The 12,443-nt window shown below is 71.6% G+C and carries 11 protein-coding genes; 4 read left to right on the top strand and 7 right to left on the bottom strand.

What is annotated here, in order from left to right; translation table 11 throughout:
• Nucleotides 1-93 precede the first annotated feature (93 nt).
• The 3 genes from ACIQR3_RS21815 (at nt 94) to ACIQR3_RS21805 (ending at nt 2,478) form a co-directional block, all read left to right on the top strand.
• Nucleotides 94-1,038 carry an SMP-30/gluconolactonase/LRE family protein gene (locus ACIQR3_RS21815; RefSeq protein WP_403541295.1) on the top strand — a complete coding sequence of 315 codons (945 nt, stop codon included), beginning with the start codon at nt 94-96 and terminating at the stop codon, nt 1,036-1,038.
• Nucleotides 1,039-1,187: 149 nt separating this feature from the next.
• Complete coding sequence (locus ACIQR3_RS21810) at nt 1,188-1,775, top strand: ALF repeat-containing protein (RefSeq protein ID WP_403541294.1); 588 nt, start codon at nt 1,188-1,190, stop codon at nt 1,773-1,775.
• A gap of 139 nt (nt 1,776-1,914) precedes the next feature.
• Nucleotides 1,915-2,478, top strand: a complete 564-nt coding sequence (locus tag ACIQR3_RS21805) for an excalibur calcium-binding domain-containing protein (RefSeq protein ID WP_403541292.1) — start codon at nt 1,915-1,917, stop codon at nt 2,476-2,478.
• 2 nt (nt 2,479-2,480) lie between these two features.
• Here ACIQR3_RS21805 and ACIQR3_RS21800 read toward each other — a convergent pair whose 3' ends face one another.
• The 5 genes from ACIQR3_RS21800 to ACIQR3_RS21780 all read right to left on the bottom strand — a co-directional run bounded on the left by ACIQR3_RS21800 (nt 2,481) and on the right by ACIQR3_RS21780 (nt 6,716).
• The gene (locus tag ACIQR3_RS21800; protein ID WP_403541289.1) at nt 2,481-3,563 is read right to left on the bottom strand and encodes a type III polyketide synthase; all 1,083 of its coding nucleotides are present in this window, start codon (nt 3,561-3,563) and stop codon (nt 2,481-2,483) included.
• 8 nt (nt 3,564-3,571) lie between these two features.
• Entirely contained in the window at nt 3,572-4,786 is a 1,215-nt protein-coding gene (locus ACIQR3_RS21795) for a cytochrome P450 (protein WP_403541288.1), read from the bottom strand.
• A gap of 102 nt (nt 4,787-4,888) precedes the next feature.
• Nucleotides 4,889-5,251 carry a DUF952 domain-containing protein gene (locus ACIQR3_RS21790; RefSeq protein ID WP_403541285.1) on the bottom strand — a complete coding sequence of 121 codons (363 nt, stop codon included), beginning with the start codon at nt 5,249-5,251 and terminating at the stop codon, nt 4,889-4,891.
• Nucleotides 5,252-5,264: 13 nt separating this feature from the next.
• Nucleotides 5,265-5,729 carry a hypothetical protein gene (locus ACIQR3_RS21785; RefSeq protein ID WP_403541283.1) on the bottom strand — a complete coding sequence of 155 codons (465 nt, stop codon included), beginning with the start codon at nt 5,727-5,729 and terminating at the stop codon, nt 5,265-5,267.
• Between the two features lie 171 nt (nt 5,730-5,900).
• Entirely contained in the window at nt 5,901-6,716 is an 816-nt protein-coding gene (locus ACIQR3_RS21780; RefSeq protein ID WP_403541281.1) for a class I SAM-dependent methyltransferase, read from the bottom strand.
• A gap of 54 nt (nt 6,717-6,770) precedes the next feature.
• Between ACIQR3_RS21780 and ACIQR3_RS21775 the strand changes: the two genes are divergently transcribed.
• On the top strand, nt 6,771-7,490 hold the full coding sequence (locus tag ACIQR3_RS21775; RefSeq protein ID WP_403541279.1) for a GntR family transcriptional regulator: 720 nt from the start codon (nt 6,771-6,773) through the stop codon (nt 7,488-7,490).
• 460 nt (nt 7,491-7,950) lie between these two features.
• On the opposite strand, the gene ppdK is transcribed toward ACIQR3_RS21775, so the two are convergent.
• Nucleotides 7,951-10,680 carry a pyruvate, phosphate dikinase gene (ppdK, locus tag ACIQR3_RS21770; RefSeq protein ID WP_403541277.1) on the bottom strand — a complete coding sequence of 910 codons (2,730 nt, stop codon included), beginning with the start codon at nt 10,678-10,680 and terminating at the stop codon, nt 7,951-7,953.
• Between the two features lie 407 nt (nt 10,681-11,087).
• Complete coding sequence (locus tag ACIQR3_RS21765) at nt 11,088-12,356, bottom strand: ROK family protein (RefSeq protein ID WP_403541275.1); 1,269 nt, start codon at nt 12,354-12,356, stop codon at nt 11,088-11,090.
• Between the last annotated feature and the right edge of the window lie 87 nt (nt 12,357-12,443).

Genomic DNA, 12,443 nt, shown 5'->3' with positions numbered 1-12,443 from the left:
TCGGCGGGCGCGTCGTGAAACCAGGGCCCTGGCGTTTCACTGGGTCACGTCCGTGTTCCGCACCGCTCCCCTTCCGACGCGGAGGCCCGAACGATGACCGACACCCACCCCCGCCCGTCCCGCCGCGCCCTCCTCGGCGGGGCCGCCGTCGCCGCCCTCGCGGTGGCCGCCGGCACCGGCTCCGCCCAGGCCGCCCCGGGGCGCGCCCGGCCGACCGAGTTCCCGCTGCCCGACGGCTGGCTCCCCGAGGGCATCGCCATCGGTGCCCGGCCGTACGCGTACCTGGGCTCGCGCGCCGACGGCGCCGTCTACCGCACCGACCTGCGCACCGGCGCGGGCGAGGTGCTGTGGGGCGGCGGCAGCGGCCTCGCCTCCATCGGCCTGAAACTCGACCGGGACGGCCTGCTGTACGTCGCCGGGGGCGGCGGCGGGACGGCCCGCGTCCTGGACGCCCGCACGGGCACGCTGCTGCACACCCACCCACTCACTTCTCCCACAGGCCACTTCATCAACGACGTGGTGCTGCTCGGTGACCGCGCCTGGTTCACCGACTCCCGCGAAGCGGTCCTGTACGGCGTCCCGCGCGGCCGGCGCGGCGAGGTCCGCGCGCTGCCGCTGACCGGCGACTGGGAGCAGCTCCCGGACGTCAACAACGCCAACGGCGTGGTCGGTTCCCCCGACGGCACCGGTCTGATCGTCGTCAAGAGCACGCCGGGCGAGCTGTACCGCGTCAGCCTCCGCACCGGCGCCGCCCGCCGGATCATGCTCTCCGGCGCGGCCGACGTCGTCAACGGCGACGGCCTGCTGCGCATCGGCCGCACCCTGTACGTCGTACAGAACCGCCTGAACCTGGTCAGCGTCTGGGACCTGGACGCCGGGGCCACGACGGCCACCCTGCGCCGCACGATCACCGACCCCCGCTTCGACGTCCCCACCACCGCCGCCCGCCACGGCGACCGCCTGTACCTGGTCAACGCCCGGTTCACCAGCCCGCAGACGCCGGAGACGGCGTTCAACGCGGTGGCGGTGCCGCTGTAGTGCCCCGGCGCGCATCCCGCTGACACAGGGCGGGTCACCGGCAATGATGACCGGCGGATACTGCCCGGTCCGGGCAGTGCCCCGGCCCGTCCCCGGTGGGACGATGCCGTCGCCCCACCCCGCGACTACGACACAAGGTGGTTGACTCCGTGAGACTGACCCGCGTGACCCTCGCCGTGGCCTCCGGCGCCCTCGCCCCGGTACTGCTGCTCGCCACCCCGTCCTTCGCCGCCGCCGCGACCCCGGTGACCGCCGTGGCGGTGGCGGACTCGCCCTACGACGAGATGGACGCGGACGACCTGCGGGTGGCGATCGCCCGGGTCCTCGCCGACCCCGACAGCGGCAAGCGCGTGATCAGGGAGGCGAACGCGCTCCTCGACGACGGCACCGTGGAGGAGATGCGCGCCTGGCTGGAGACCGGCTACCGCCTCGCCCAGGCCGAGGACGACCGGGTCCGCCTCACCACGCTCCTCGCCGATCCCGACAGCGGCAAGCGCGTCATCGCGGAGGTGAACCAGCTCCTCGACCACAACGACGCCGACGAGATACGCGCCTGGCTGGAGACGGGTTACCGCCTCGCCCAGGCCGAGGACGACCGCGTCGCCATCGCCCGCATCCTCGCCGACCCGGCCAGCAGCGACGCCCTGCGCGCGGCGGCGAGCGCGGCGCTGGACGACAACACCCCGGAGGGCCTGCGGTACTTCCTGGAGGTCGGGCGGTACGAGGTCGACGGCTAGAGCCGGCCGGGGGCTATGAGGTGCGGGGCCCCTTCCACCTCTGACGACACAGTCGCATCACGGCTTCATCACACCCCCTCCACAGATTGATGTATCCGCCATACGGTCGCCCCCTCACGCACCACCGAGGGGGGACCTGATGACCGGCCCGTACGACCCGCGCAGCCCGCACCACCAGCAGTACCCGCAGCAGGCACCGCACGCACAGCACCCGCAGCCGCCCTACCCGCCGTACCCCGCTGCGCCCGTGCCCGCTTCCGGGCCCGCCCCCAAGTGGGCCCGGAAGCGGTACGTCCTGCCCGCCCTGGCACTGGCCCTGTTCGTCGGCGTCGGTATCGGCGGCGGGGACGGAGACGGCGAGGGCGGCACGAAGGCCGACGGGAAGGCCGTGGCCGCCGCCGCCCGGCCGACGGTCACCCTGACGGAGACGGCGACCGAGACCCCGGAGCCCGAGCCGGCCGAGACGGTGACCGCCAAGGAGACCGTCAAGGTCACCGTCACGAGAACGGTGACGCGGGAGGCGGTCGCGGACACGGACACGGACACCGGCACTTCCGCCGACGACGACAGCGACGCCGGCGGCTCCGTCTACTACCGCAACTGCGACGCCGCCCGGGCCGCCGGCGCCGCCCCCGTCCGCGTGGGCGACCCCGGCTACGGCGGACACCTGGACCGGGACGGGGACGGGGTCGGCTGCGAGTAGCGTCAGCCCACGGGGACCGGCGGCCGGTCCGGTTCCTCCGTCCTGCTCCAGGTGCCGAGGGTGATCTCGGCGGTGATGCCGGGGCCGAAGCCCGCGATGAGGCCCGGGGCCGCGTGGTCGGCGCCGCCGTCGTCGAAGAAGCGGCCCAGCGCGTCGAAGACGACGGCGCTGGCGATGTTGCCGCGTTCGGTGAGGGTGGCCCGGCTGTAGCGGAACATCTCCGGCGGCACGTTCAGGTGCGTGCACAGGTCGTCCAGGATTCTGGGACCTCCGGCGTGGACGATGTAGAAGGCGAGGTCGGAGACGTTCCAGTCGCGCAGCTCGGCCAGGGCGCGCAGGGCGGGGGCGAGGTCGGCCATGGTGCCCGGCACCCGTTTGTCGAGCTGGAAGTGGAAGCCGGTGTCACGGACCGCGTAGGAGATCCAGTCCTCGGTGTCGGGCACCAGGTGGGAGCCGTTGTGGTCCAGCCGTACGCCCTTGCCGCCCCGGCCGCGGACGACCGCGGCGGCGATGGCGTCCCCGAACAGCCCGTTGGAGAGCAGGTTGCCCACGGCCAGGTCCGTCGGCTGGTAGAGCAGCGAGCAGAACTCGCAGCACAGGATCAGGACGTTGGCCCGCGGATAGGCGGTGCAGAAGTCGTGGGCGCGGTTGATGGCGGCGCCGCCCGCGGCGCAGCCGAGCTGGGCGATCGGCAGTTGCCGGGTCTCCGGCCGGAAGCCCATCGTGTTGATGAGCCAGGCGGTCATCGACGGCATCATGAACCCCGTGCACGACACGTAGATGATCATGTCGATGTCGCGGGGCGTGAGTTCGGCGTGGGCCAGGGCGCGGAGGGCGGCCTCGGGCACCCGGTTCTTGGCCTCCGCCTCGTACCGGGCGTTGCGCACGGTGAAGCCCGGGTGGCGCAGAGTGTCCTCGATGGGCTGCACCAGGTGGCGGGTCTGCACGCCGGTGTTGGCGATCAGGCGCAGCGCCAGTTTCAGTTGCGGGTGGTCGGCGTGCAGTTCCCTGGCCAGGTCGAGGGTCTGCTCGCGGGTGATGACGTACTCGGGCACGGCGACGGCCGGCCTGCACAACGTGGCCATGGCCGCCGCTACCAGGTCACCGGGAGGGCGAGCGGATAGCGCCAGATCGACACGGTGTTCCACCGCACCTCGTCCGCGGGTACGGCCAGCCGCAGCCCGGGGAACCTGGTGAGGAGCGTGCCGATGGCCACCTGGAGGACCATGCGGGCCAGGTGGGAGCCGAGGCAGTGGTGGCTGCCGTAGCCGAAGGCCATGTGCCCGGCGGGTTCCCGCCGCTCGAAGTCCAGTTCGTCGGGCCGCTCGTACACCGCCTCGTCGCGGTTGGCGGTCAGGTACGACACGTGCACCGTGTCGCCCGCGCGGATGAGCTGCCCGCCGAGTTCGACGTCCTCCAGCGCCACCCGGGGGATGCCGACGCCTTGGCGGAACGGGATGAAGCGCAACAGCTCCTCCAGGGCCTGGTGCAGCAGCTCGGGGCGGGCCCGCAGCTGGGCCAGGTGGTCGGGGTGGGTCAGCAGGGTGTAGACGCTGTTGCAGATGTCGTAGGTGGTGGTGTCGTGGCCGGTGACCAGCAGGAGCATGGCCAGGACGGTCAGTTCGTCCGCGTCGAGGGTTTCCTCGCCGATGCGGGCGGTGGCCATCGAGCTGATCAGGTCGTCGCCCGGGTCGCGGCGCCGCGCGGCGGTCAGCTCGGCGAAGTAGGCGCGCAGGGCGGCCTTCGCCTCGACCGCCGAGGTCCGGTCGGCGGCGCTCATCGACATCATCGTCATCGCCCACCGGCGCAGCCGCGGGCGGTCCGCGTCGGGGATGTCCATGAGCTGGCTGATCGTCATCAGCGGCAACTGGTCGGCGAGGTGGGCGACGATGTCGGCCGGCGGGCCGTGCTCCTCCATCGCGTCCAGCAGCGCGTCGGTGGTCAGCTGGGTCCAGGGCCGCAGCGCCTCGACCTGGCGTGTGGTGAAGGCCTTGACGACGAGCCGGCGCACGCGGTTGAGCGCGGGCGGGTCCATCAGGTTGATCGCCTCGGACTGGGCGATGGGCTCCGGGGTGATCCGCGGGAAGTCCCGGCCGATCAGCGCGGCCCGGCTGAACCGCCGGTCCGAGGTCACCGTCCGTACGTCCTCGTAGCGGGTCACCAGCCAGCAGTCGCCCTCCCCGTACGGCATGCGGACCCGGGCCACGGGGGCCTCGGTCCGCATCCGGGTCATGAACGGGTCGGGTTCCAGAGCGTCGTCGTGCCGGAACGGGCACGCCCTTTCCGTTTCGATCTCCGCGGCAGTCATCGCGGTGATTCCCCCCTTCAGCGCGAGGCCCGCCGATTCACGGGCCTGCCGGGCCGATACCCGCCACCAGCCGCGAACACCGCATTAAGCGATAAACCGCTCTTAAGGGTGGTCTTCGCCCCCGGGCGAGGCCCGTTTCAGCGGGGCCAGCCCGGTGGCCCGGCCCTCGCCGTCCCTTTCGATCTCCATCCGCGCGACGACCGCGTCCCGGTTCACGGGACCGCGGATGCGCGCCACCGGCGCCCCGGAGGCCCCGGTCGCCCAGGTCACCGGCGGGTCGAGTCTCGTCTCGTCGATGACGAGCGCCAGCAGCGGGCCTTTCTCCGGGATGTGGGCCACGGCGGCCAGCAGAGCCTCCTCGCCGGCGGAACAGTGCACGGACCCGTCGGTGCGCAGGGTCGCGGAGGAGTAGGGCAGGTGCGGATCGGTGAGCCAGGCCTCCAGGGAGGCCGCGTGATAGAGCATGCGGGTCCCTCCCTCAGAGACTGAACCGCTCGATCTTCAGGAACCAGTTCTGCACGCCGCCCTCGGCCCCGCTCGCCTTGAGCTTGACCCGGGCCGAGACGTCCCGCACGGCGGAGTCCGGTTCGAACCGCACCGTCCGGAGGAAGGTGTGGCTCGACCACTCCGGGTTGCCGCGGGCGGTCACGAAACGGTGGTTGCCGCTGACCGGCTCGGCCTGCGTGTCCCCGAAGAACACGGTGGCCTGGAGCACGCCCTGCCCGTCCTTGTCGTTGTCGGAACACAGCGCCTCGGCACTGAACGTCGCCACGAACTGCGCCCCGTACGACGGCCACCCCTGTCCGAGCATCAGGTGCACCTCGGCGCCGGGCACCTGGACCCAGTCGGCCGACCTGGTCTCGAACCTCTCGGCGTTCCACACGCCGTACACGAGGTCGGGAGCGGTGGTGATCCGGAACGAGGACGGTGCGGGAGTGCTCAAGACGGTCTCCTCCAGACGTACCTGAACGGTCCCGGGAAAACTGCCCGCACCCGATGCCGCCAGCCGACCGCCACCGCCGAGTCATCCGTGTGGGGGACGGCTCACCGCCGCGCGCCGCAGCGCCCGCAAGGCGGCTTCACCACCGGTCACCGTGGCGCCTTCGCGCGGCAGTCACGCCGCCCGGCGCCCGAACGCCAGCAGATGGGAGCCGGCCGCCAGGAGTTCCGGGTATGCCTCGGCCATCCGCGCCGCCGCCAGTGCCGACTCGAACAGGTCGCTGTCGCGGAACGACGTGCCGGTGTTGCGTTCCGCCGCCGCGAGCATGGACCAGGCCGGGCCCTCGACACCGTAGACCCGTGCGTCGGCGAATCCGGCGGCGGCGACCTCGTCGCGCAGCTCTTCGCCGCTGTGGAAGTACGCGCTGGTGAACGCCCGCTTCCCGTCATGTACTTGGTGGTCGAGGACGGCACTGATGCTTTCCCGCATCGCCTCGCCGTGCAGGTGCGCGAAGGCCGCGTGCTCGAACAGCGACGCGTACCGGTTGATGCCCGCCGCCGCCAGGAGTCCGCCCGGCTTGAGGACGCGGTGCGCCTCGGCGAGGGCCTGGTCGCGGTCGGCGCGTTCGAGCAGGTGATAGAGGGGACCCAGGAGGAGTACGGCGTCGTAGGACGCGTCCTCGGCCGTGAGCAGACGGGCGTCTCCCCGCTCGACCGTGGCGCCGGTCCGCGCCGCCTGTTCGAGGTGTCGGGGGATCGGGTCGACGAGGTGCACGGCGTAACCGTCCTCGACCAGCCATCGCGCGTGAGCGCCGGGGCCGCCGCCGACGTCCAGGAGCCGGGCCGGCGGCGCGGGGAGGAAGCGGCGCAGCAGTTCCTGCGTCCGGACCATCTCAAGGCGCCCGTCGGCCGACACCGTCAGACGGCTCGCCTCGTCGACGGTCTCTGCGTAGAACCTCACGATCTCCGGCGCTACCTCTGGGCTCGTCATGCGGGCATTCTGGTGGTTGCCAGGTGGACCAGTCCAGTGAGCGGAAGCAGCCCCATGCCCCTGTTGAAGTACGAGCGCATCGCCGAAGAGCTGCGCACACGGATTGCGAACGACGAGTTCGGACCCGGCGACCTCCTGCCCTCCGGCCGCGATCTGGCCGAGCGGTGGGGCGTGTCGCGGGCGACCGTGGTCAAGGCGTACGACACGTTGGTCCGTGACGGTCTGGTCGTGGCCCGTCAGGGGGCCGGGTTCACGGTCGTGGAGACTCCGGTCGCCCGGCCCGCAGGAGGTCGCCGGGCGGGCTCCGCCCGGATCAGCGGCGGAGCGGCGTACCGACGTCTCGGGGTCCCGGACCATACGGTGCCGCCCCCTCGTGTCGCCGAGGTTCTGCGCCTCGCGGAGGGAGAGCAGGCGCTGCGCAGGGTCCGGCTGGTACTGCTCGACGACGGCTCTCCGCACAGTCTGGTGACGGCATGGTTCCCGCCGGCGATCGCTGAGGCCGCTCCCCGCCTGGCCGGGCAGGGGCCCATCGCGGAAGGCACCACCCACTATGTGCGCCGTGCGACGGGGCGTTTCCCGGTGGAGGGTGTGGATCACACCACGGTACGGCTGGCCGACGCCGAGGAGGCCCGGCTCCTGGCGGTGGAGCAGCCCACGGCCGTGGCGGTCGTCCTGCATGTGGCGCTCGACCAGGAGCACCGTCCGCTCGTGTGCGAGGAGGGCGTGACGGCGTCGCATGTCTTCGAGCAGGTCGAGCAGTACCCGATGGGGTGAGCTCTTCCGAGTTCTCCTTGACTGGACCGGTCCACCGGTCCAGTCTCCTCGGCAGTGCTGTCACAGCACAGACCCCGGCGACCGCTCGCGACGGTCCCGGGGCGCGGTCAACGCTGTAGAGGAGCGTCAACATCGTGAACGCTACAACCCCTCCTGAGCCCGAGGTCAAAATGACTCTGCATGTCTACCGAGTCGCCCGGGACGGCACCGTCACCGCCGATCGGGGCACGATCACTGTCCTCGACGTGAAGGGCCCGGTGCCGGTGGGAGACGGCTATCCACCCTGCCGGTGCCCCCGCTGCCGGTCCGGACGGGCGGTGTCTCCCCTGGGTGACGCGGCGCCGTAGCCGAAGGGGCGGCACCCCCGCACAAGGGTGCCGCCCCCTTCTCGCGGACCGGTGCCGTCGCCGATCGGTGAGGGTGGTCGGGTGACAGGCGGCGGACCGGCGTTCCGGTGGGGTCAGCGGTGGTCGCTGCCCGTGGACTGGACCGCGGCGCGGCCCGCTTCCAGGCGGGCGACCGGGATGCGGAACGGGGAGCAGGAGACGTAGTCCAGGCCCACCTGGTGGAAGAAGTGGACGGACTCGGGGTCGCCGCCGTGCTCGCCGCAGACGCCGAGCTTGAGGTCGGGACGGGTGGCGCGGCCGGCCTTCGCGGCGGCGGCTACCAGGGAGCCGACGCCGTCCTTGTCGATCGTCTCGAAGGGGGAGACGCCGAAGATGCCCTTCTCCAGGTAGGCCGTGAAGAAGGACGCCTCGACGTCGTCGCGGCTGAAGCCCCACACCGTCTGGGTGAGGTCGTTGGTGCCGAAGGAGAAGAACTCCGCGCACTCCGCGATCTGCCCGGCGGTCAGCGCGGCGCGCGGCAGTTCGATCATCGTGCCGATGGCGAGCTTGAGGTGGGCCCCGGAGGCCGCCTCGACCTCGGCGATGACCTTGTCCGCCTCCTCGCGGACGATCTCCAGCTCCTGGACCGTGCCCACCAGCGGGATCATGATCTCGGCGCGCGGATCGCCCTTGGCCGCCTTGCGCTCGGCGGCGGCCTCGGCGATGGCGCGGACCTGCATCGTGAAGAGGCCGGGGATGACCAGGCCGAGGCGTACGCCGCGCAGGCCCAGCATCGGGTTCTGCTCGTGCAGGCGGTGGACGGCCTGGAGGAGGCGGAGTTCGTTCTCGTGGGGCTCCTGGCGGGACTCGGCGAGGGCCACGCGGACGGAGAGTTCCGTGATGTCGGGGAGGAACTCGTGCAGCGGGGGGTCCAGGAGGCGGATGGTGACCGGGAGGCCGTCCATCGCCTCGAAGAGTTCGACGAAGTCCTGCTTCTGCAACGGAAGCAGTCCCTTCAGGGACTCCTCGCGCTCGGCCTCCGTGTCCGCCAGGATCAGGCGTTCCACCAGCTCGCGGCGGTCGCCGAGGAACATGTGCTCCGTGCGGCACAGCCCGATGCCCTGGGCGCCGAAGCGGCGGGCCCGCAGCGCGTCCTCGGCGTTGTCGGCGTTGGCCCGCACCCGCAGCCGGCGCTTGCGGTCGGCGAAGGCCATGATGCGGTGGACCGCCTCGACCAGTTCGTCGGCGTCCTCGGCGCCCGCGTGCATCCGGCCCTCGAAGTACTCGACGACCGGGGACGGGACCACCGGGACCTCGCCCAGGTAGACCTTGCCGGACGAGCCGTCGATCGACACGACGTCGCCCTCCTCCACCACATGCCCGCCGGGCACGGTCATCCGGCGGCGCTTGGTGTCGACCTCCAGCTCCTCCGCGCCGCAGACACAGGTCTTGCCCATGCCCCGCGCCACGACCGCCGCGTGGGACGTCTTGCCGCCGCGACTCGTCAGGATGCCCTCCGCCGCGATCATGCCGTCCAGGTCGTCGGGGTTGGTCTCCCGGCGGATCAGGATGACCTTCTCGCCGGACCGGGACCACTTCACCGCCGTGTACGAGTCGAAGACCGCCTTGCCGACCGCCGCGCCCGGCGAGGCCGCGATGCCCCGGCCGACCTGCTCGACCTTGGCGTCCTCGTCGAAGCGGGGGAACATGAGCTGCGCGAGCTGGGCGCCGTTGACCCGGGTGAGTGCCTCGGCCTCGTCGATCAGGCCCTGGTCCACGAGCTGGGTGGCGATCCGGAAGGCGGCGCCGGCGGTGCGCTTGCCGACGCGGGTCTGGAGCATCCACAGCTGCCCGCGCTCGATGGTGAACTCGATGTCGCAGAGATCCTTGTAGTGGTTCTCCAAGGTCTCCATGATCTGCATCAGCTGGTCGTACGACTTCTTGTCGATCCGCTCCAGTTCGGCCAGCGGGACGGTGTTGCGGATGCCCGCCACCACGTCCTCGCCCTGGGCGTTCTGGAGGTAGTCTCCGTAGACGCCCTGGTGGCCGGAGGCGGGGTCGCGGGTGAAGGCGACGCCGGTGCCGGAGTCCGGGCCGAGGTTGCCGAAGACCATCGAGCAGACGTTGACCGCCGTGCCGAGGTCGTGCGGGATGCGCTCCTGACGGCGGTAGAGCTTGGCGCGGTCGCCGTTCCAGGAGTCGAAGACCGCCTTGATGGCGAGGTCCATCTGCTCGCGCGGGTCCTGCGGGAAGTCCCGGCCGGCCTCCTTCTTGACGATCTTCTTGAAGGTGGTGACCAGCTTCTTGAGGTCGGCGGCCTCCAGTTCCGTGTCGACCGTGACCTTCTTGGCCGTCTTCGCCTTCTCCAGCGCCTCCTCGAAGAGGTCGCCGTCGACGCCGAGGACGGTCTTGCCGAACATCTGGATGAGGCGGCGGTAGGAGTCCCACGCGAAGCGCTCGTCGCCGGCCTGGGCGGCCAGGCCCTGCACGGACTTGTCGGAGAGTCCGATGTTGAGGACCGTGTCCATCATGCCGGGCATGGAGAACTTGGCACCGGAGCGGACGGAGACGAGCAGGGGGTTGTCGGGCTGGCCGAGCTTCTTGCCCATCCGCGCTTCGAGGGCGTCGAGGTGCGCACTCACCTCGTCACGCAGTGCCGCCGGTTCCTCGCCGCTGTCGAGGTAGGTCTTGCAGGCTTCGGTGGTGATGGTGAAGCCGGGCGGGACCGGGAGGCCCAGGTTGGTCATCTCGGCGAGGTTGGCACCCTTGCCGCCGAGCAGGTCCTTGAGGTCTTTGTTGCCCTCGGTGAAGTCGTAAACGAACTTCGTCACCTGGGGATCCTGGGGATCTTTGTTTTCCGACACGGGTCTCGACTCCTCGAGGACGCGGTGGCTGCCCTGACGGCGAGGAATGTACCCAGATCAAAGGCGCCTGGGTACGTCTACTTGCGCGTCATACGCCTGTAACCACCCGTCCGCCAGCGGATCGAAAGTCAAGGCATGGCAAGCAGCCGCCCCTCCCTGTCTTCACTTCTTGAACACAGGAATCGGCACACCCCTCCCCCGCCGCTCACATGAGCAGGTTTCCCTTCGATTGAGTTCGATCGATGAACGATCAAGGGGTGGCACCGAGTGCCACCCCTTGGAGAAGTGCACCCGCCCATGATCCGCTCATCTGAGCAGACCCCTTATCAAGGGTGGCGAGAATCACGCCGTCCCGACGCCCCGGATTTCACGATGCGGACGCCGCCGACGGGACGGAAACGCCCCCGTCACACCCCGAGCGCCGACAACCGCTCCTCCACCCGCCGCGGCGCGTACAGGTGCTCCACCACCAGCGCCCCCGCGCCGATCAGCCCGGCCCGCTCGCCGAGCCGCGAGGTGACGACCTCCAGACGGGCGGTGGAACGCGGCAGCGCCCGCTGGTAGAGGAGTTCCCGCACGCCGGTGAGGAAGGGGGTTCCGGCCAAGTCCCCGGCGATCATCAGCACGCCGGGGTTGAGCAGGGTCACCACGGTCGCCAGGACGTCCCCGACCAGCCGCCCCGCCTCCCGGGCCAGCGCGACCGCCTCCGGGTGCCCGCCCGCCAGCAGCTTGCGCACGTCCGAGCCGGACTCCGCCGGCACCCCGGCCGCCGTCAGCCGCCGCGCCACGGCGCCCCCGCTGGCGACGGCGGCCAGACAGCCGTACGAGCCGCACCGGCACAGCGCCTGGGCGCCCTCGGGGACGCGGATGTGGCCGATGTCCCCGGCCCCGCCGTCCGTGCCGCGGAAGATGTGCCCGTCCACCACGACCCCGGCGCCGATGCCCGTCGACACCTTGACCAGCACGAACGCCGAGGCGTCCGGGTACGCGGCGCGCTGCTCGGCGTAGGCCATGAGGTTGGCGTCGTTGTCCACCAGGACCGGTACGGGGGCGGCGGCGGCCCCGGCGCGTTCGGTGACGGCACGGGCCAGCCGGCCCCGGATGTCGTAGCCGTCCCAGCCCGGCATGATCGGCGGCTGCACCACCCGGCCGGCGTCGCGGTCGACCGGACCGGGGACGGCGAGGCCGATGCCGCACACCTCGTCGAGGCCGCGCCCGGCCTTCTCCAGCAGTCCGGCGAACCAGCGGCCCAGTTCGCCGAGGACCGCCTCCGGGCCGTCCTCGACGACCAGGGCGCCGCTGTGCTCGACGACGATCTCGCCGGTCAGGGTGAGCAGGGCGGCGCGGGCGTGCCGGGTGTCCAGGTCGGCGGCGAGGACGACGGCGTGTTCGTCGTCGAACTCCAGCGTGATGGAGGGGCGTCCGCCCAGCGGGGAGTCGACCGGGCCGCCGGCGCCCTCGCGCAGCCAGCCCGCGCGGAACAGCCGGTCGAGGCGCTGGCCGACGGTGGCCCGGGACAGACCGGTCGCCTGCTGGAGCGCCCCGCGGGTGGTGGCACGGCCGCTGCGCACGAGTGCGAGCAGGTCACCGGCGCTCGCCTGGCCACTCGTTCTGGTGACGCCTCTGCCTGGTGCCCCGGTCGTGGTCGCCCCGGTCCTGCCGGGCTCTTCGGTCATGCGCACCCCCTTGTGTTTCCCAACTCTGCATTACATAGTGAGTTATGCGTGTTAAATAGACGTAACTCTATGGTAGCCACCGCCGAA

It is taken from the genome of Streptomyces sp. NPDC090994, from assembly GCF_044768905.1.
In the GTDB taxonomy this organism is placed as follows: domain Bacteria; phylum Actinomycetota; class Actinomycetes; order Streptomycetales; family Streptomycetaceae; genus Streptomyces.
Note: the sequence above shows the minus strand (reverse complement) of the source record. Positions and strands in the feature narration are given on the sequence as shown.

Excerpts from the sequence above, each read along its gene's own strand:
- ACIQR3_RS21815 (WP_403541295.1), top strand. The coding sequence starts at position 94 with ATGACCGACACCCACCCCCGCCCGTCCCGCCGCGCCCTCCTCGGCGGG.
- ACIQR3_RS21805 (WP_403541292.1), top strand. The coding sequence starts at position 1,915 with ATGACCGGCCCGTACGACCCGCGCAGCCCGCACCACCAGCAGTACCCG.
- ACIQR3_RS21780 (WP_403541281.1), bottom strand. The coding sequence starts at position 6,716 with ATGACGAGCCCAGAGGTAGCGCCGGAGATCGTGAGGTTCTACGCAGAG.
- ACIQR3_RS21775 (WP_403541279.1), top strand. The coding sequence starts at position 6,771 with ATGCCCCTGTTGAAGTACGAGCGCATCGCCGAAGAGCTGCGCACACGG.
- ACIQR3_RS21790 (WP_403541285.1), bottom strand. The coding sequence starts at position 5,251 with ATGCTCTATCACGCGGCCTCCCTGGAGGCCTGGCTCACCGATCCGCAC.
- ACIQR3_RS21795 (WP_403541288.1), bottom strand. The coding sequence starts at position 4,786 with ATGACTGCCGCGGAGATCGAAACGGAAAGGGCGTGCCCGTTCCGGCAC.
- ACIQR3_RS21765 (WP_403541275.1), bottom strand. The coding sequence starts at position 12,356 with ATGACCGAAGAGCCCGGCAGGACCGGGGCGACCACGACCGGGGCACCA.
- ACIQR3_RS21800 (WP_403541289.1), bottom strand. The coding sequence starts at position 3,563 with ATGGCCACGTTGTGCAGGCCGGCCGTCGCCGTGCCCGAGTACGTCATC.